Source organism: Pseudomonas sp. 3MA1, assembly GCF_029237275.1.
In the GTDB taxonomy this organism is placed as follows: domain Bacteria; phylum Pseudomonadota; class Gammaproteobacteria; order Pseudomonadales; family Pseudomonadaceae; genus Aquipseudomonas; species Aquipseudomonas fluorescens_AP.
The window spans coordinates 71292-90168 of sequence record NZ_JAACFX010000004.1; the positions used below are offsets into that span (position 1 = coordinate 71292).

17 protein-coding genes are annotated in these 18877 nt (G+C 65.8%); 13 read left to right on the forward strand and 4 right to left on the reverse strand.

Annotated elements, in window-relative coordinates:
* The first annotated feature begins 22 nt into the window (after positions 1–22).
* The 10 genes from GWQ44_RS12905 to GWQ44_RS12950 all read left to right on the forward strand — a co-directional run bounded on the left by GWQ44_RS12905 (position 23) and on the right by GWQ44_RS12950 (position 11084).
* Entirely contained in the window at positions 23–1333 is a 1311-nt protein-coding gene (locus GWQ44_RS12905) for a DUF3426 domain-containing protein (RefSeq protein ID WP_275927502.1), read from the forward strand.
* A 196-nt stretch (positions 1334–1529) separates the two neighbouring features.
* Positions 1530–2543, forward strand: coding sequence for a tRNA dihydrouridine synthase DusB (gene dusB / locus GWQ44_RS12910; protein ID WP_275927503.1), 1014 nt, complete (start codon positions 1530–1532; stop codon positions 2541–2543).
* Positions 2540–2860 carry a DNA-binding transcriptional regulator Fis gene (gene fis, locus GWQ44_RS12915; RefSeq protein WP_003186237.1) on the forward strand — a complete coding sequence of 107 codons (321 nt, stop codon included), beginning with the start codon at positions 2540–2542 and terminating at the stop codon, positions 2858–2860. Before dusB ends, fis begins: the two co-directional genes overlap by 4 nt.
* Positions 2861–2942: 82 nt before the next feature.
* Positions 2943–4550, forward strand: coding sequence for a bifunctional phosphoribosylaminoimidazolecarboxamide formyltransferase/IMP cyclohydrolase (gene purH / locus GWQ44_RS12920; RefSeq protein WP_047301465.1), 1608 nt, complete (start codon positions 2943–2945; stop codon positions 4548–4550).
* Positions 4551–4712: 162 nt separating this feature from the next.
* On the forward strand, positions 4713–6002 hold the full coding sequence (gene purD, locus GWQ44_RS12925) for a phosphoribosylamine--glycine ligase (protein ID WP_275927504.1): 1290 nt from the start codon (positions 4713–4715) through the stop codon (positions 6000–6002).
* A gap of 99 nt (positions 6003–6101) precedes the next feature.
* Positions 6102–8888: a hybrid sensor histidine kinase/response regulator gene (locus GWQ44_RS12930; RefSeq protein ID WP_016968223.1), complete on the forward strand. Its 2787-nt coding sequence runs from the start codon at positions 6102–6104 to the stop codon at positions 8886–8888.
* A 63-nt stretch (positions 8889–8951) separates the two neighbouring features.
* Positions 8952–9548 carry a MarC family protein gene (locus GWQ44_RS12935; RefSeq protein WP_003171467.1) on the forward strand — a complete coding sequence of 199 codons (597 nt, stop codon included), beginning with the start codon at positions 8952–8954 and terminating at the stop codon, positions 9546–9548.
* A gap of 56 nt (positions 9549–9604) precedes the next feature.
* Positions 9605–10057 (forward strand): hypothetical protein, encoded by a 453-nt coding sequence (locus GWQ44_RS12940; protein ID WP_275927505.1) that lies wholly within the window; start codon positions 9605–9607, stop codon positions 10055–10057.
* A 23-nt stretch (positions 10058–10080) separates the two neighbouring features.
* Positions 10081–10626: a CPCC family cysteine-rich protein gene (locus GWQ44_RS12945; RefSeq protein WP_275927506.1), complete on the forward strand. Its 546-nt coding sequence runs from the start codon at positions 10081–10083 to the stop codon at positions 10624–10626.
* Positions 10623–11084, forward strand: coding sequence for an SMI1/KNR4 family protein (locus GWQ44_RS12950; protein ID WP_047301456.1), 462 nt, complete (start codon positions 10623–10625; stop codon positions 11082–11084). The genes GWQ44_RS12945 and GWQ44_RS12950 overlap by 4 nt, the downstream gene beginning before the upstream one ends.
* A gap of 54 nt (positions 11085–11138) precedes the next feature.
* Here GWQ44_RS12950 and cobJ read toward each other — a convergent pair whose 3' ends face one another.
* Genes cobJ through cobG form a run of 4 tightly spaced genes read right to left on the reverse strand, consistent with a single transcriptional unit; the run spans position 11139 to position 15523 of the window.
* Positions 11139–12860, reverse strand: a complete 1722-nt coding sequence (cobJ, locus tag GWQ44_RS12955; RefSeq protein WP_275927507.1) for a precorrin-3B C(17)-methyltransferase — start codon at positions 12858–12860, stop codon at positions 11139–11141.
* The gene (locus GWQ44_RS12960; RefSeq protein WP_275927711.1) at positions 12860–13591 is read right to left on the reverse strand and encodes a precorrin-2 C(20)-methyltransferase; all 732 of its coding nucleotides are present in this window, start codon (positions 13589–13591) and stop codon (positions 12860–12862) included. The genes cobJ and GWQ44_RS12960 overlap by 1 nt, the downstream gene beginning before the upstream one ends.
* Positions 13591–14217, reverse strand: coding sequence for a precorrin-8X methylmutase (locus GWQ44_RS12965; RefSeq protein ID WP_275927508.1), 627 nt, complete (start codon positions 14215–14217; stop codon positions 13591–13593). The genes GWQ44_RS12960 and GWQ44_RS12965 overlap by 1 nt, the downstream gene beginning before the upstream one ends.
* Positions 14210–15523, reverse strand: coding sequence for a precorrin-3B synthase (gene cobG, locus GWQ44_RS12970; protein ID WP_345894543.1), 1314 nt, complete (start codon positions 15521–15523; stop codon positions 14210–14212). Before cobG ends, GWQ44_RS12965 begins: the two co-directional genes overlap by 8 nt.
* Positions 15524–15654: 131 nt before the next feature.
* Here cobG and cbiE point away from each other — a divergent pair, with 131 nt between their 5' ends.
* The 3 genes from cbiE (at position 15655) to GWQ44_RS12985 (ending at position 18785) form a co-directional block, all read left to right on the forward strand.
* Positions 15655–16869, forward strand: a complete 1215-nt coding sequence (gene cbiE / locus GWQ44_RS12975; protein ID WP_253163936.1) for a precorrin-6y C5,15-methyltransferase (decarboxylating) subunit CbiE — start codon at positions 15655–15657, stop codon at positions 16867–16869.
* Between the two features lie 93 nt (positions 16870–16962).
* The gene (locus GWQ44_RS12980; RefSeq protein WP_275927509.1) at positions 16963–18060 is read left to right on the forward strand and encodes a cobalt-precorrin-5B (C(1))-methyltransferase; all 1098 of its coding nucleotides are present in this window, start codon (positions 16963–16965) and stop codon (positions 18058–18060) included.
* Entirely contained in the window at positions 18057–18785 is a 729-nt protein-coding gene (locus tag GWQ44_RS12985; protein WP_275927510.1) for a cobalt-precorrin-6A reductase, read from the forward strand. Before GWQ44_RS12980 ends, GWQ44_RS12985 begins: the two co-directional genes overlap by 4 nt.
* The last annotated feature ends 92 nt before the right edge of the window (positions 18786–18877 follow it).

Below are 18877 nucleotides of genomic sequence, written 5' to 3' on the forward strand. Positions count from 1 at the left end.
CCTGCATAATCCGGATGGCCGCATGACCGACAGTTTCGTCACCCAATGCCCACATTGCCAAACCAGGTTCCGTGTCAGCCACGCTCAACTGAGCGTGGCTCGCGGGGTGGTGCGCTGTGGCTCCTGCCTGCAGGTGTTCAACGCCGCGCGGCAGTTGCTGGAGCAGCGCGCCGCCAAGGAAAGCGCAGCGTCCAGGCCGGTGGCGAAACCGGCGCCCGCCCCCGCGCCAGCAGCTCCTGTCGAGCCGCCAGCAGAGCCGGCTGCAGCTGCAGCCCCCGCGCCAGCGGCGGCGCCCGTGCAGCGCGCCATCAGCCAGAAACAATGGTCGGCTGCCGAAATGGACCTGGATCACCTGGACCTCGACGAGGAGCTGGCCAAGCTCGAACAGCGGGAAATCCAGCCAGCCAAGGCCTTTGGCCAGGAACGGGAGCATAAGGAAGGCAGCCTCAGCGCCCGCCGCGACCCACAGGACGCCGATGATGCCCACTGGCCCGACGGCCTGTTTGGCAGCGCCGCTGAACACGACGAGCCGCCGCCCGCGACCCTCAAGGCCCAGGCACAGACGGACGAGCCCAGCCCCGAGCCGGCCCGGCAGAGCCGCACCGAACCGTCGCTGTCCTTCAACCTGGCGGACCTGGAAGACGAACCGAAAGCGCCCAAGCTGCGCCTGGACGACGACCTGGAACCTTTCGACGCCCGGATCTCGGCAGACAGCGCCGAGCAGGACGACGCAGCAGACACGTCCCACGGCAAGAAGCGCCGCGAACGCAGCGAACCCGCAGTGCCGGAGGACGTCTTGCTGGACCTGGTGGACGATCCGCTCCACCTCGACTGGCAGAAACGCCGCTCCCCCTGGGGTCGGCGCCTGCTCTGGCTGCTGCTGATCCTGCTGGCCGCCGGCGGCCTGGCGGGCCAGTACATCGCCTACCATTTCGACGAACTGGCGCGCCAGGACCAGTACCGCCCCTGGTTCCAGCAACTGTGCCCGGAATTCGGCTGTACAGTGCCGTCCCGAGTGGATATCGCCCGGATCAAGAGCAGCAACCTGGTAGTGCGCAGCCACCCGGAATTCAGCGGAGCCCTGGTGGTGGACGCCATCATCTACAACCGCGCGTCGTTCTCCCAACCCTTCCCGCTGCTGGAGCTGCGCTTCGCCGACCTCAACGGCCACCTGATTGCCAGCCGCAGCTTCAAACCCGGCGAGTACCTGGGCGGTGAAATGCAGGATGTGGCGGAAATGCCGCCGCAGACGCCGATTCACATCGCCCTGGATATTCTCGACCCCGGGCCGAAAGCCGTGAACTACAGTCTCAGTTTCCACTCGCCCGAGTGAATCGGCTGAACGAGCTGGCGAACAACTCTGAATTGAAGACAGATTTATGACTGCGCCGCTCAGATTGATCCCAGAGCGATAACGGAATAACTGTTCAGATTTTATCCAATTCAGCCTTTATCCGGTCATCGAGAGCGGGTATCATGCCAACCCTTTTTCGAACTCTCATGATCCGGCCCCACAACAGGGAAGTCCTATGTCGGCGGTACGCATCGGCCCATATACATTGCACAACGGCTTGATTCTCGCCCCGATGGCGGGGGTCACCGACCAGCCCTTTCGTCAGCTTTGCAAGCAGTTGGGCGCGGGCCTTGTAGTCTCGGAAATGGTCACCAGCGACATGAGCTTGTGGAACAGCCGCAAATCGCGGTTGCGCATGATCCACGAAGGCGATCCCGAGCCACGCTCGGTGCAGATTGCCGGTGGCGATGCACAGATGCTGGCGGATGCCGCCCGCGCCAACGTCGAGTTGGGCGCACAGATTATTGATATCAACATGGGTTGTCCGGCGAAGAAGGTCTGCAACAAGGCCGCCGGCTCCGCGTTGCTGAAAGACGAAGCCCTGGTCAACGAGATTCTCCAGGCGGTGGTGGCCGCGGTGGATGTACCGGTCACCCTGAAGATCCGCACCGGCTGGGACCGGCAGAACAAGAACGGCCTGACGGTGGCGAAGATCGCCGAACAGGCAGGCATCTCGGCACTGGCGGTCCATGGTCGGACCCGGGCCGACCTGTACACCGGTGAAGCCGAGTACGACACCATCGCCGCGATCAAGCAGGCGGTGTCGATTCCGGTCTTTGCCAACGGCGATATCGACTCACCCGAAAAAGCCCGGCAGGTGTTGCATGCCACCGGCGCCGACGGGTTGTTGATTGGCCGGGCCGCCCAGGGGCGGCCATGGATTTTTCGTGAGATCGAGCACTTCCTGCGTACCGGTGAAACCCTCCCGGCACCGGAGCTGTTCGAAGTGGAACGTATTCTGCTAGAGCACCTGGCCGCGCTGCATGCCTTCTATGGAGAAGTCATGGGCGTCCGCATCGCACGCAAGCATGTGGGCTGGTATCTCGCAACCCTGCCGGGCGCCAGGGAGTTTCGCGCCCACTTCAATCGTTTGGAAGATACGGAAGCACAATGCGCCAACGTTCGTGAGTTCTTTGCCGGACGTTACAAGAGCCTGGAAACAGGGGACGGAGAAGGGGTGGCCGCATGACGATGATGACCGAGACTTTAGTGAGTGGAACAACACCCGTGAGCGACAACGTGAATTTGAAACAGCACCTCAATACCCCCAGCGAAGAAGGCCAGACCCTTCGCGGGAGTGTCGAGAAGGCGCTGCACAATTATTTCGCCCACCTTGAGGGCGCTGCCGTCACGGACGTGTACAACCTGGTGCTCTCCGAAGTCGAGGCTCCGTTGCTCGAAAGCGTGATGAACTACGTCAAGGGCAACCAGACCAAGGCCAGCGAACTCCTGGGTCTGAACCGCGGCACCCTGCGCAAGAAACTCAAGCAGTACGATTTGTTGTAAGCATGCACTCAAACCAGAAAGGCGCCCGCGTAAAAAACGGTCGCCTTTTTTGCTGACTCCTTTGCTTTTGATGGAAATTGAGATGACCGACCAGACTACCCGCCTGCCGATCCGCCGCGCCTTGATCAGTGTTTCCGACAAGACCGGGATCCTTGAATTCGCCAAGGAACTGGAAGCCCTTGGCGTGGAGATCCTCTCCACCGGCGGGACCTTCAAGCTGCTGCAGGACAACGGCGTGTCCGCAGTGGAAGTGGCGGATTACACCGGTTTCGCGGAAATGATGGACGGCCGGGTCAAGACCCTGCACCCGAAAATCCACGGCGGTATCCTCGGTCGTCGCGGCATCGACGACGCCATCATGAACGAGCACGGCATCAAGCCGATCGATCTGGTGGCGGTCAACCTCTACCCCTTCGAAGCCACCATTTCCAAGCCCGGCTGCGACCTGCCGACCGCCATCGAGAACATCGACATCGGCGGCCCGACCATGGTCCGCTCGGCGGCCAAGAACCATAAGGACGTGGCCATCGTGGTCAACGCCAGCGACTACGCCGGCGTCCTGCAAAGCCTCAAGGCCGGTGGCCTGACCTACGCCCAGCGCTTTGACCTGATGCTCAAGGCCTTCGAACACACCGCCGCCTACGACGGCATGATCGCCAACTACATGGGTACCGTGAACCAGGCCGCCGAGACCCTCTCGACATCCGGCCGCAGCGAATTCCCGCGCACCTTCAACAGCCAGTTCATCAAGGCCCAGGAAATGCGCTACGGCGAGAACCCGCACCAGAGCGCGGCGTTCTACGTGGAAGCCAAGCCTGCCGAAGTCGGCATCGCCACCGCCACCCAGCTGCAAGGCAAGGAGTTGTCCTACAACAACGTCGCCGACACCGACGCCGCCCTGGAATGCGTGAAGAGCTTCGTCAAGCCGGCCTGCGTCATCGTCAAGCACGCCAACCCGTGCGGCGTGGCAGTGAGCCCGGACGCTGAAGGCGGCATCCGCCAGGCCTACGAACTGGCCTACGCCACCGACACCGAATCGGCCTTCGGCGGCATCATCGCCTTCAACCGCGAGCTGGACGCCGAAACCGCCAAAGCCATCGTCGAGCGTCAGTTCGTCGAAGTGATCATTGCCCCGAGCGTCAGCGAGGAAGCCCGCGCCATCGTCGCCGCCAAGGCCAATGTGCGCCTGCTGGCCTGCGGTCAATGGTCCGCCGACCGGGTTCCGGCCTGGGACTACAAGCGCGTCAACGGTGGCCTGCTGGTGCAGAGCCGCGACATCGGCATGATCGGTGCCGACGACCTGAAAGTGGTGACCAAGCGCGCTCCGACCGAGCAAGAGATCCACGACCTGATCTTCGCCTGGAAAGTGGCCAAGTTCGTCAAGTCCAACGCCATCGTCTACGCCAAGAACCGCCAGACCATCGGCGTTGGCGCCGGCCAGATGAGCCGCGTGAACTCGGCGCGAATCGCCGCGATCAAAGCCGAACACGCCGGCCTGCAGGTACAGGGCGCGGTCATGGCGTCCGACGCCTTCTTCCCGTTCCGTGACGGTATCGACAACGCGGCCAAGGTCGGCATCACCGCGGTGATCCAGCCAGGCGGCTCGATGCGTGACAACGAAGTGATCGCCGCGGCCGACGAGGCCGGCATTGCCATGGTGTTCACCGGCATGCGCCACTTCCGTCACTAACAGCAGCCACAAGCTGCAAGCGACAAGCCAGAGCCGACAGCCGTCGCCCTTGCTTGCACTTGCAGCCTTTCTTATTCAAAGCCGCACGCCGCACTTCAGAGCAATCCGGATTGCTCCTCACTTGCAGCTTGCGGCTTGTAGCTTCCTCCGAAGGAGTCTGACTTGAACGTTTTGATCATTGGTAGCGGCGGTCGCGAACACGCCCTGGCCTGGAAAGTCGCTCAGGACCCACGGGTCGAAAAAGTATTCGTCGCCCCCGGCAACGCCGGCACCGCCATCGAAGCCAAGTGCGAGAACGTCGCCATCGACGTCCTGGCCCTGGAGCAGTTGGCCGATTTCGCCGAGCAGAATGTGTCCCTGACCATCGTCGGTCCGGAAGTGCCGCTGGTGGCCGGTGTGGTCGACCTGTTCCGCTCCCGTGGCCTGGACTGCTTCGGTCCGACCGCCGGCGCCGCGCAGCTGGAAGGCTCGAAGGCCTTCACCAAGGATTTCCTGGCGCGCCACAAGATCCCGACCGCCGACTACCAGAACTTCACCGAGATCGAGCCGGCCCTGGCTTATCTGCGTGAAAAAGGCGCTCCAATCGTGATCAAGGCCGACGGCCTGGCCGCCGGTAAAGGCGTGATCGTCGCCATGACCCTGGCCGAAGCCGAAGAAGCCGTGCGCGACATGCTCGCCGGCAACGCCTTCGGTGAAGCCGGTTCCCGCGTGGTGATCGAGGAGTTCCTCGACGGCGAGGAAGCCAGCTTCATCGTCATGGTCGACGGCAAGAACGTGCTGCCGATGGCCACCAGCCAGGACCACAAGCGCGTCGGCGACGGCGACACTGGCCCCAATACCGGTGGCATGGGCGCTTACTCGCCAGCACCGGTGGTCACCGCCGAGGTGCACCAGCGGGTGATGGATCAGGTGATCTGGCCCACCGTGCGCGGCATGGCCGAGGAAGGCAATGTCTACACCGGCTTCCTCTATGCGGGCTTGATGATCGACAAGGCCGGCAACCCGAAAGTCATCGAGTTCAACTGCCGCTTCGGCGATCCGGAAACCCAGCCGGTGATGCTGCGCCTGCAGTCGAGCCTGGTGCTGTTGGTCGAAGCCGCCCTGGCCCAGGCCCTGGACAAGGTCGAAGCGCAGTGGGATCCACGCCCGAGCCTGGGCATCGTCCTGGCGGCCGGCGGCTATCCTGGTGACTACGCCAAGGGCGCGGCCATCACCGGCCTGGATGCGGCTGCGGCCCTGGAAGGCAAGGTGTTCCACGCCGGCACCGCGCTCAAGGACGGTCAGGTCGTGACCTCCGGCGGCCGGGTGCTCTGCGCCACCGCCATGGGCGACAGCGTCGACGCGGCCCAGCAACAAGCCTACCGCCTGGCGGCCAAGATCGACTGGCAAGGCTGCTTCTACCGCAAGGACATCGGCTACCGTGCCATTGCCCGTGAGCGCGGTCAGGAGTAAGGCGGCCCCTGCCCCCGGCAAGGGCCCGGCGCCCTTGCCGTGCGCTCATGACGCCGCGCATAGTTATAATCAGGCATCAACCAATGAAGGGATTTCGCCGTGCGCTGGCTCAGGATCGCCCTAGGCTTCACCGTCACATTGCTGACCCTGCTCTGCTTGAATCCGGCCCTGGCCGCTCAAGGCAGTGGCTGGGCGGTTCTGCTCGACGAACAGGCCGATCTGCAGCTCAGTGACATCCGCTCCCCGCGCTACACCAACCAGTTCAGCCCCATCGAGCTGGACAAGCTGACCGCCGCCGAGCCCGATGGCGCGCTGTGGCTGCGCTTCAAGCTGCAGCCCGGGCCCCACGAACAGATCCTGCGGATCTTCGCCCCCGACCTGTCCCACCTGAATCTCTACGTGCTCGACGGCGACAAGCTGATCGAGCAAGTGAACACCGGCTCCAGCCAGCCACAGACGGAAAAGCCCCTGCCCAGCAGCGACTTCATGCTGCCGCTGCCGCAAAGCGCCAAGCCGCTGGAGGTCTACCTGCGGCTGGTGTCCGAACACGAACTGCGCCCCTACATCACCCTGCAATCGGCGGTGATGAGCGCCGCCGACCAGAGCCAGACCCTGATCTACGGCCTGTTGTTCGGCTGCCTGGCGATGCTGATCCTGCATAACCTCACGCGCTTCGCCTACACCCGTTCGCGCAGCAGCCTGTGGCTGGCGGCCTGCGAGGGCCTGTTGACCCTCAGCCTGCTGATGCTGCTGAACCTGTTCGGCCCGTGGCTGCCGGACTGGCAGGCCTTGCAGACCCCGGGCGCCTACCTGGCGCTGCTGCTGACTGCGCCCTGCGGGATGATGTTCGCCTACCGCTTCTTCGCCCCGCTGGGCCCGCACCCGCTGAACCGCTTGCTGCTGGGCAATATCCTGCTGATCAGCCTGTTCGGCCTGTTGCTGCTGTTCGTCAACACCCTGCCGCTGAACATCATCACCTACGGCCTGGTGGCCCTGGCCGGCCTGAGCATGTTGTTCGTCGGCGGCTATCACTGGCACCAGGGCTACCGCCCGGCGCGGCTGTTCGTCACCGCCATGGTGATCTTCAACCTCGGCACCCTGGTGATTCTCCCCGCCCTGCTGGGCCTGACCCTGGTGGCCCCGCAAGGGCTGATCGTCACCCTGCTCAGCGTGGTCTGCGTCGCCGGCCTGCTGATGAGCATTGCCCTGGGCGAACGCCAGCGCAACATCACCGAGAACCGCTTCAGCGTCAGCCGCGACCTGGCCGCCAGCACCGCCGAGGTCAATGCCAAGGCCGAGTTCCTGGCCAAGATCAGCCACGAGATCCGCACCCCGATGAACGGCGTGCTGGGCATGACCGAGCTGCTGCTGGGCACGCCGCTGTCGGTCAAGCAGCGCGACTACGTGCAAACCATCCACAGCGCCGGCAACGAGCTGCTGACCCTGATCAACGAGATCCTCGACATCTCCAAGCTGGAGTCCGGGCAGATCGAACTGGACGACGTACAGTTCGACCTCAACGCCCTGATCGAGGATTGCCTGAGCATCTTCCGGGCCAAGGCCGAACAGCAGAATGTCGAGCTGATCAGCTTTATCCAGCCCCAGGTGCCGCGCGTCATCAGCGGCGACCCGACGCGCCTGCGCCAGGCCCTGCTCAGCCTGCTGGAAAACGCCCTGAAGAAGACCGACGAGGGCGAGGTGCTGATCGTCGTCGCCATCGACGAGCGCAGCAGCAAGCCGCGCCTGCGCATCGCCGTGCAGGACAGCGGCCAGCCCATGGACGCCGAAGAACGCGAGGCCCTGCTGCACACCGAACTGCACAGCAAGAACTTCCTCGCCAGCACCCGCCTGGGCGGCAACCTGGGCCTGGTGATCGCCCGCCAGCTGATCCTGCTGATGCACGGCGAGTTCGGCATCAAGAGCGGCAGCAACCAGGGCAGCACCCTGTGGCTGACCCTGCCCCTGGACGCCGAGCGCCTGGAGCACCCGACCGCCGACCTCGACGGCCCCCTGCAGGGCGCGCGGGTACTGGTGGTGGACGACAACGACACCTGCCGCAAGGTGCTGGTGCAGCAATGCAGCGCCTGGGGCCTGAACGTCAGCGCCGTGCCGTCGGGCAAGGAAGCCCTGGCCCTGCTGCGGACCAAGGCGCACCTGCGGGACTATTTCGACGTGGTGCTGCTGGACCAGAACATGCCAGGCATGACCGGCATGCAACTGGCGGCGAAGATCAAGGAAGACCCGAGCCTGAACCACGACATCCTGCTGATCATGCTCACCGGCATCAGCAACGCGCCGAGCAAGGTGATTGCGCGCAATGCCGGGATCAAGCGCATCCTCGCCAAGCCCGTGGCCGGCTACACCCTCAAGACCACCCTGGCCGACGAACTCAATCAGCGCGACAAAGCCCCCGCCGCCCCCTACAACATGCCCTCGACCCCGGCGCCAAGCCCCGCGCAGATCACCGTGCCCAGCGACTTCAGCATCCTGGTGGCCGAGGACAACAGCATCTCCACCAAGGTCATTCGCGGCATGCTCGGCAAGCTCAACCTGCAGCCCGACACCGCCAGCAATGGCGAGGAAGCGCTGCAGGCAATGAAGGCCAAGCGCTATGACCTGGTGCTGATGGACTGCGAGATGCCGGTACTCGACGGCTTCTCCGCCACCCAGCAGTTGCGCGCCTGGGAAGTGGGCAACCAGCGGGTGCGCACCCCGGTGGTGGCGCTGACCGCGCACATCCTCGCCGAGCACAAGGAGCGCGCGCGCCAGGCCGGGATGGACGGGCACATGGCCAAGCCGGTAGAGCTCTCGCAACTGCGCGAGCTGGTGGAACACTGGGTCACCCAGCGCGATCTGCGCGAACGCAGCGCCGCACACACCAGTTGAGCCGACAGCCTCTGCGGCGCCTGTTAAACTCTCGCTCGCCCTCCCTAGTCGTGAGCTTCCACCATGCTCCACGTGCTGTTCAGCGTTTACCTGAAGATGCTGGTGCTCTATAGCCCGTTCTTCGTTCTCTCGTGCTTCATCAGCCTGACCCGCGGCTACTCCTCCAAGGAGCGCCGGCGCCTGGCCTGGAAAGTCGCCCTGGCCACCCTGGTTTCCAGCGTCTTGCTGTACCTGTTCGGACGAGTGATCTTCAGCGTGTTCGGCATCACCGTGGACGCCTTCCGCATCGGCGCCGGCAGCGTGCTGTTCATTTCCGCCCTGGGCATGGCCCAGGGCAAGTCGGCGGTGCAGACCGACAACGTGCAGCAGGACGTGACCATAGTGCCGCTGACCATCCCCCTGACCGTGGGCCCGGGCACCATCGGCGCCCTGCTGGTCATGGGCGTCAGCCAGCCGCACTGGGACGACAAGCTCACCGCGATCCTCAGCATCGCCCTGGCCAGCCTCACCGTGGGCGTGGTGCTGTACCTGTCCAACCGCATCGAACGCATCCTCGGCGACCAGGGCTTGCAGATCGTCAGCCGGCTGATGGGACTGTTCGTCTGTGCCCTGGCGGCGCAGATCATCTTTACCGGGGTAAGGGGTTACCTGGTCCCTTAGGTCCGCCTGGTCTCGAACCTGTAGGAAACCTTCCCAGCAGTAGCAGGAACCGCACCATGCCCTACAGCGCCGACGCGGCCTTTATCCAGGAACAATGGCAAGCCGGGTGCTTCCCCCGGGAAAACACCCTGGTCCTCCACAGCGGGTTTTACTGCCTGTTCGACCTGCCCTGCGAACATCCCCGGCTGAGCAACAAAGTCTGGATGCCGGCCCTGGACTTCCCAGGCAGGGATGATCCTGATTTCATCACCGCCCTGGGGTTTGCCGCCGAAGGCCCGCAGTCCTTTCATGCCCAGTGCGGTGAGACCGCCGGGCACGGCGGCGACGGCTTCCTGGCCTTGCTGGAAAAGGACACGGATGCACTGATCTGGCTGCTTGTCCTCAGCGAAACCAATCCCTTCTGCCGGGTCGCGATCCACGACCAGCAGATCCATGCCGAGTCGACCTCCGGCGTCACCGTGCGGGTCCCTGTCGAGCGCCCCGATCAGTTGACCCTGATCTGGCCATGAACCGCCCGCCCACACCGAGCCCGATGAAAAAACTGAACGCCACCGCCGCCATCGACCTCCTGAGCACACACAGGCTGCCCGGCCTCGACCTCGCCGCTCGGGCTTCCCTGCTCCTGAACTGGTGGGGGATGGACAGCGACAACCTTGAATTCGCGACACTGCCACCCGACCTGCAGCAACAGCTCATCTCGCAATCGGAGCCCCCGGACGATACGCGAGACCCGCGCTACGACGCCCTGCTGCTGATCGCCCTGCGCGCCGAATACCGCGGCGTGACCCACCGCTATTTGAGGCGCTGCCTACGTGAAGCCGGGCTTGGCGACTACGCCGTCAGCGCGGACATCGAGTACCTGGAGGCCTGCCCCTGCTGCGGTTATCGAACCCTCTCGGCGCGGGGCGAATACCAGATCTGCGACCTGTGCCATTGGGAAGACGACGGCAGCCAGGCGCTGGACGTGCTGAGCGGGCCCAACCACCAAACCCTGGGCCAGGCCCGGGAACACTTTGCCCAGCAGCAGGGCCGCCTGCCCTTGGACAAGTGGCCACACATCAGCAAGGAGCACCCATGATTCCCCCGCAGTTGATCGCCCTGATCGAAGCCCAGCCCCGCTACTGCGCGCCCCCCGACACCGCCGAGGTCACCCGAGCGCTGGCAACATTGGGGATTGCCCTGGACAGCGAGTTCGCGCAGATCTACCTGACCTGTCACCCCGCCAACTTCTTGGACCGAGTGAGCTACGGAGTGCTGATGAACATCGACGGGCCCAGTGATGAAATCCTGATGTGCACCGAGTTCATTCATGAAGTCTGGGAGTTGCCCAAGAACTTCATCGCCTTCACCTCACTGCAAGGTCAAGGCGGCTACTTGCTGGACAAGGACAGCGGTGGCGTCTGGGATTTCGACCTGGGCGACCGGGAAGCTTTCGTCGCCGGACGGATCCCGGCCAGATGGGCCAGCTTCTTCGAATTCATCACCTGGCTGCTGACCGCCACGGACATGGATGAGGATGAGGACCCTGCGCGCTAGAAGCCGCTGCCGGCGATGGCGATCTTGCGAGCGCCTTCGCCGGCAAGCCGGCTCCTACAAGGGTTTATGGCCGTACCAGCGCGGGGTGTAGACCCACTCGCCGCCCTCGGCCCGGGGGAAGACGCAGGTGGTGGAAGAGCCCACCAGCACCATGGTGCGCATGTCCACCTGCTCCGGGGTCAGCTCGCCGAGGGTGATCACCCGCAAGGTCTGGCCCGGACGGCCAATGTCGCGCCCCAGCACCACCGGGGTGTGCGGCGTGCGGTGCTGGCGCACGATCTCCAGGGCCCGGCCCAGTTGCCAGGGTCGCGAACGGGAGATCGGGTTGTAGAAGGCCAGGGCCAGATCGGCCTGGGAAGCCAGGTCCAGGCGCTTCTCGATGATGTCCCAGGGCTTGAGGTTGTCCGACAGCGACAGCACGCAGAAGTCATGCCCCAGCGGCGCGCCGGCCTGGGCCGCAGTGGCCAGGGACGCGGAAACCCCGGGGAGGATTTCCAGGTCGACCCGCTGCCACGCCGGGTCGCTGGATTCATGCAGGGCTTCGAGCACCGCCGCGGCCATGGCGAATACTCCGGGATCACCGGACGACACCACCACCACCGAACGGCCTTGGGCCGCCAGCTCGAACGCGTGGCGGGCGCGCTGCATTTCTTCACGGTTGTCGGTGCAGTGCATCACCTGATCGGCGCGGAACGGACCGGCCATGCGCACGTAGGTTTCATAACCCAGGATGTCGTTGGCTCGGGCCAGTTCGGCCTTGACCGCCGGCACCATGAGCTCGGCCGCACCAGGACCAAGGCCGATGACTGCCAGGCGCCCACGGGGCCGACCGATCCGCTCTGGATCCAGGGGCTCGCTGGCAACGGCGATGGCGATGTCGTCACCCACTTTCAGCGGCGGCAGCAGTTGCGGCACGGCCTGTTGCGCCAGTTCGGCGACGCTGTCGGTGGCTGGCAGAAAGCGCAGCGGCACACCCAGTTCGGCGGCCGCCTGGTGCAGGACGCGGTCGGCCATGTCGCTGTCGGCCGCCAGCAGGCAGGCGACGGACTGCACGGCGATGCGCGCCTGATGCAGGGCCTCTCGGATTTGCGTGGCAAGGCAGGTATCGCTTTCGCCAGCCAGCTGGCTCCTACGGCAGGCGACCAGGACGCTGCGGGGGTAAATCAGCAGTTCGTTGGCCGCAGGCTCGCGCTCGGCAGAGCCGACGCGGATGGTCAGGCGCGCCTGCTCGTCCTCGGGCAGCTTCGCTGCAGCCAGCCAGGGCGCGGCGCCCTCGATGCGCACGCTCTCGCCCCCCAGCAGGTCGGAGACGAAACGCTTGCCCAGCTCCAGGTCGCCCAGGGCATAACCGCTGGGCGGGTTGAGCAGGCAGGTGCCAAAACGCAGTTCACCGCTAGTAGTAATGGCCGCAGCCACTCCAAGGCCCGCGGCAATTTCCCGGGCTATGACATTGACCCCGCCCAAGCCGCCCAACAGCGGCACCACGGCGCTGCCGTCTTCGGCCACTGCCAGCACCGGCGGTTCGGCGCCTTTTTCCAGCAGCAGCGGCGCCAGAGTGCGGATCACGATCCCGGCCGCGCACAGGGCGATGATCGGCGTGTCCTGTTGATAGAGCTGGCGCAGGGTGGCACCAAATTCGTGGTAGATCCGATCGGCGCCTTCGACCCGTTCCGCCAGACCGTGGATCAACGAGTCGGGGTACAGCCGCTGGATCTGTCGCGCGGTGTCGAGGCTGCCTTGGCCCAGGATGACGATGGCCGGAATTGAACGAGCCATCACCCTTGCCACCTTTCGCCGGGCACGATGATCAGCGAGAAATACGGCGAGGACATCGGCTCCACGTCATCCAGCGGCACGATCTTCTGGTTGGCCATGGTGGCGCGCTCGACGTACAGCGCACGCTGCGCCAGCCCCAGTTCCTCCAGGACCTGGCGCACCTTGGGGAAGTTGCGCCCCAGCTTCATCACCACCGCCGCATCGGCGTCCGCCAGGCGGCGCTTGAGTTCGTCATGGGGCAGCACGCCCGAGAGCACCGACAGGCTCTGGTTGCGATACACCAGGGGCGCGCCCAGCACCGAAGCGCCGCCCAGCATCGAGCACACCCCCGGCACCACTTCGGCCTGGTAACGCTCGGCCAGACGATCGTGCAGGTACATGTAGGAGCCATAGAAGAACGGGTCGCCTTCGCAGATCACCGCCACATCGCGGCCAACATCCAGATGCTGCGCCAGCTCTTCGCTGGCGCTGTCGTAGAAGTCGCTGATCACTTGCTCGTAGGACAGCGGCGCCGGCAGCACTTCGGTGGTCACTGGGTACACCAGCGGCAGCAGGGTCTGGGCCTGTTGCAGGTGCCCTTCGATGATGCCGAAGGCGTTGCCTTTCTTGCCCTTGGCCACGAAGTAGGCCACCACCGGTGATTCGCGCAGCAGGCGCAGGGCTTTGACGGTAATCAGTTCCGGATCACCGGGACCCACGCCAAGGCCGATCAAACGTCCAGGTTGCACCATCATTCGACCTCCGTGGCCAGGGCATTGACGGCCGCGGCGGCCATGGCGCTACCGCCCAGGCGCCCCTGCATGATCACGAAAGGCACGCCGCGGCTGTCGGCGGCGAGCATCGCCTTGGATTCGGCGGCACCGACGAAGCCCACCGGGAAACCGAGGATCAGCGCCGGTTTCGGCGCGCCGGCGTCGAGCATCTCCAGCAGGTAGAAGAGTGCGGTGGGGGCGTTGCCGATCACCACCACGCTGCCTTCCAGGTGCGGGCGCCACAGCTCCAGGGCCGCCGCCGAACGGGTGTTGCCCAGCTCTCGGGCCAGCGCCGGTACGCGCTCGTCACGCAGGGTGCAGATCACCGGGTTGTTGGCCGGCAGGCGCGCCCGGGTAATGCCCTCGGCCACCATGTGCGCATCGCAGAGGATCGGCGCACCGGCGGCCAGGGCCTCACGCCCGGCCTTGCCGGCACCGCCGGAGAATTGCAGGCCGTCGATGGCTTCCACCATGCCGCAGGCGTGGATCACCCGTACCGCGAGTTTTTCCAGGTCGGCGGGAATGCGATCCAGCTTGGCTTCTTCGCGGATGATCGCGAAGGAGTTGCGATAGATCTCCTGACCGTCGCGGATGTAATCAATCATCAAGGTGACTCCGTGGGCGGGCATCAAGCAGAGCCTCTGCCGCTTCAATAGAAAGGTTGCGTGCGTGCAGCGTGCCGAAACCCGGCTGCGCAGCATCGCGTAGATACAAGTCGTAGCGCCCTGGGGCCGTCGCCAGCAGGGTGGCCGGCGCCACATGGGCGGCGGCGCAGGAACGGGAACAGCCCGACAGGTGCACGGCCGTCTGCCGGCCGTGGCGCTGCAGCAGTTGCGCCAGTTCAAGGGCATCCCCCTTGGTGTCGGCCTGGGCCTTGCCGCAGCCACTGGAGCCGGTGCAGGCGATCAGCTGGGCCAGGGGTTGTTGAGCACTGCACAGCAAGCCCAACTGCCCCAGGCCGGCGGTGACCGTGGCCGCATCCGCCGGGGCAATGCCCGGCAGCAGCAGGCTCTGCCAGGGCGTGAAACGCAGGCTGGCGTCGCCGTACTGCTCGGCCAGTTGTGCGGCGCCCCGCAGCATGGCCGGGTCCAGGCGCCCCAGTGGCGCGACCGCACCGACATAGACCCGGTCGCCCTCGCGCTGTGGATAAGTTCCCAGGTGCAGCCCTGCAACCGCAGCTGGACGCTGCCAGCCATCGATGTTCAGCAAGGGGCTGCTCAGGCGCAGGTTCAGTCGGGCGAGAAAATCCGCCACCGGCATCTGCGCCAACAGGTGGCGCATCCGCGTCTGCTCGGGGGTGGCCAGATCGAGAAACAGCTCCAGCACCGCCACCAGCAGTTCATGGCCCTGGGCCTCGGGCACCGCCGCCAGGGGTTTATCCACAGGGCTGCCGGCCAGACCGAAGGCCAGCAGCAACTGCCCTTCACGCGCCAGTGCCGCCAACCACAGGTCGTGGTGATGTTCGAGCATGGCCAGGGCTTCGCCGCCATCGAGCTGCACGGCGAACTTGGCCGACAGTTCATGGAAGCGCGGGTGACGCTGCAGGGTGTCAAGGATCTGCCCGGCCAGGGGCCGGGTGTCCATCAGCAATTGCCGGTCGATGCCGGCGCTGGGGCTGAGCATCAGGTTGCGCACATCGTCGCCGGCGGCGGTGGTCGGTCCCAGGCCGGCCGCTAGCAGCGCATCGATCAAGGCCCGATGCTCGGCGCCGATCCCGCGGATCTGCAGGTTGGCGCGGTTGGTGGCCTCGATCACACCGCCGGCATAGGTCTGCGCCGCGCCGGCCACCGCCCGGGCCTGGGCGGCACTGATGACCCCGCCCGCCAGCTTGATCCGACAGATGCCGCCGTCCAGCGCCGGGACGATGCGCAGCAACCCCGGGCAGGCCGAGGGGCGGATGGCGGTGGACATAGGGCGTTCGTTCAAAGGGGCAACCGGCAGTGTGGGAAAAGCGCTTCGTCAGTGAAGGCGCGGTATTATGCCTGCTTTGTCCGAAGGCATGAAAAGCCTGCCGGTCGGAACCTTAGGTTTGAGGAATATAGATGTCGCCCTGGCTGACAGTAGTGGGAATCGGTGAAGACGGCTTCAAGGGCCTGGGCAGGAATGCCCGCCACGCCCTGCTGAGCGCTTCGCGGATCGTCGGCGGCCAGCGCCAGCTGGATCTGCTGCCGGCATGCATCCGCGGCGAACGCCAGTTGTGGCCCAGCCCATTTTCCCTGGAACCCCTGCTGAGCCTGCGCGGAACGCCGGTCTGCGTGCTGGCCAGCGGCGATCCGATGCTGTTCGGCGTGGGCGCCAGCCTGGCCCGGCAACTGCCGGCCGACGAGCTGCAGGTCGTGTCCTTCCCCTCTTCCTATTCCCTGGCCGCCGCTCGCCTGGGCTGGGCCCTGCAGGACGTGGTCACGCTGTCGGTGGTGGCACGGCCGATTGCCGCGCTCAATGCCCAACTGTCCAGCGGCGTGCGCCTGCTGGTGCTGAGCAATGACCGCCACAGCCCGGCGGCGATTGCCGGACTGCTGCGTGAACGCGGTTTCGGCCCGAGTCGCCTGACGGTGCTGGAGCACCTGGGCGGCCCCCTGGAACGGCGCCTGGACAGCACGGCCGACGACTGGAGCGATCCCGCGCTCGCCGACCTCAATCTGCTGGCCATCGAATGCCGGGCCGCGGCCGATACGCCGCAACTGTCCCGACTGGCCGGCCTGCCGGACTCGGCCTTCCGCCATGACGGCCAGTTGACCAAGCGTGACGTGCGCGCCATCACCCTGGCCCGCCTGGCCCCGGTGCCCGGCGAACTGCTCTGGGATGTGGGCGCCGGCAGCGGCTCCATCGGCATCGAATGGATGCGTGCCCACCCCAGTTGTCGGGCACTGGCCATCGAAGCCGACGACGGCCGCCAGCAGTTGATCGAATACAACCGTGACGTGCTCGGGGTGCCCGGGCTGCAACTGATTCGCGGCAGCGCGCCCCAGGCCCTGGCCGGGCTGGAGCGCCCCGATGCGGTGTTCATCGGCGGCGGGGTGACCCGCGAAGGCGTGCTGCAAACCTGCTGGGAACGGCTCAAGCCCGGCGGACGCCTGGTGGCCAACGCCGTGACCCTGCAAAGTGAAATGACCCTGATGCACTGGCGCCAAGCGCACGGCGGTGAGCTGACCCGCATCCATATCGCCCAGGCCCAGCCCCTGGGGGAATTCGACACCTGGCGCCAGGCCCTGCCGATCACCCTGCTGGACCTGCACAAACCCCTGGACCTGCCATGAGCTTTGTAGAAACAGGCGGGGCCGCGAAAGCGTTCCCCCCAAAGACCGTCGCGCGCCCTTCGCGAGCCAGCTCGCTCCTACGGGGGCAAGGGCATGCGTGAGGAGACGGCCGAGCAGCCCGCGCCCCTGCGCAGCGGCCTGACCACCGGCAGTTGCGCCACCGCCACCAGCCTGGCCGCCGCGCGCCTGTTGCTGGGGGGCGTCAATGCGGACGCGGTGGAGATCGTCCTGCCCAAGGGCAAGCAGGTGCAGATGCGCCTGGAGTTCTGCCGCCGCACCGCCGAGGGCGCCGAAGCCGGGACCCTCAAGGATGCCGGCGACGACCCGGATGTGACCCACGGCGCCCTGCTCTACTCCCAGGTGCGCCTGACCCGCGAGCCGGGAATCCGCTTTGTCGCCGGCCAGGGCGTGGGCACTGTGACCCGCCCCGGCCTGGTGCTGGCGGTGGGCGAACCGGCGATCAACCCGGTGCCGCGCCGGATGATCAGCGAGCACCTGCAACGGCTTGCCGAGGAGCACGCCTACAGCGGCGGTTTCGAAGTCACGGTGAATGTCGAGGGCGGCGCCGAGCTGGCCCTGAAAACCATGAACCCGCGCCTGGGGATTCTCGGCGGACTGTCGATCCTGGGCACCAGCGGCATTGTCCGGCCCTTCTCCTGCGCGGCCTACATCGCCTCGATCCACCAGGGCATCGACGTGGCCAAGACCAACGGCTACCTGCACATTGCCGCCTGCACCGGCAACGCCAGCGAGGACACCATGCGCCGGGTCTACAACCTGCCGGAAATCGCCCTGATCGAAATGGGCGACTTTGTCGGCGCGGTGCTCAAGCACCTGCGCAAAGTGCCTGTGGATAAACTCAGCCTGTGCGGCGGCTTCGGCAAGATCAGCAAACTGGCCGCCGGCCACATGGACCTGCACAGCCGCCACTCCAGCATCGACCTGCCGCAACTGGCGCAATGGGCCGCCGCGGTGGGTGCAGGTGCGGACCTGCAACAGGCCATCCGCGAGGCCAATACCAGCCAGCAGGCCCTGGCCATGGCCAGCGCCGCCGGGATCGCCCTGGGCGACGCGGTGTGCCGACACGCCCTGGACTTCGCCCGCAGCGTGGTGCCGGCCCAGGTTCAGGTGGAAGTCTTCGCCATCGATCGCCTGGGCGGCATCGTTGGCCATGCCGGAGTCTTGTCATGACCCGTATTCTGCTGCTGGGCGGGGTCACCGAGGCCCTGGCCATCGCCCGTACCCTGGGCCCTGAACATATCTACAGCCTGGCCGGGGTGGGCCGGGTGCCCACGGACCTGAACTGCCAGGTCAAGGTCGGCGGCTACGGCGGCGCCTCAGGACTGGCAGGCTTTATCCGCGAGCAAGGCATCGGCCTGCTGCTGGACGTCACCCATCCCTACGCGGCGCAGATCAGCGCCAACGCAGTGGCTGCCGCCGCTCTCGCAGCCGTGCCCTGCTGGGCGTTGCGGCGCTCGGCCTGGCAGCCGCAAGCGGGTGACGATTGGCGCGAGATCGCCGGTTGGGAGCCACTGATGCAAGCCCTGCGACCGTTCAAGCGCCCGCTGTTCACCCTGGGCCGCGAGCCGTTGCAGCATCTGGATGAAATTCCTCCGGGGCAGTTCTGGACCCTGCGCGCCCTGGAAACCTGCCCCGGCAATGAGCGTTGCGAAGTCATCGGCGCCCGTGGGCCTTTCCTGATCGAAGACGAGCGCCAACTGTTCGCCCGGCGCAACATCGACGTGCTGATCAGCAAGAACAGCGGCAGCGGCGCCACCGAACCCAAGCTGCAAGTGGCACGTGAGCGGGGCATACCGGTGCTGGTGCTCAAGCGCCCCGAGCTGCCCGCGGCCGACCGCCACTTTGCCAGCGTGGCCGAGTTGCTCGGCGCCCTGGGGCAGCTGTCTCGCGCCTGACAGACAAAGACGCCAAACCCCACAACCTCTTGGGATTCCCCTGGCAGCGATCGCTAAGACTCTGCTTTAGCCTCCTTGCAACGATGCAGTGT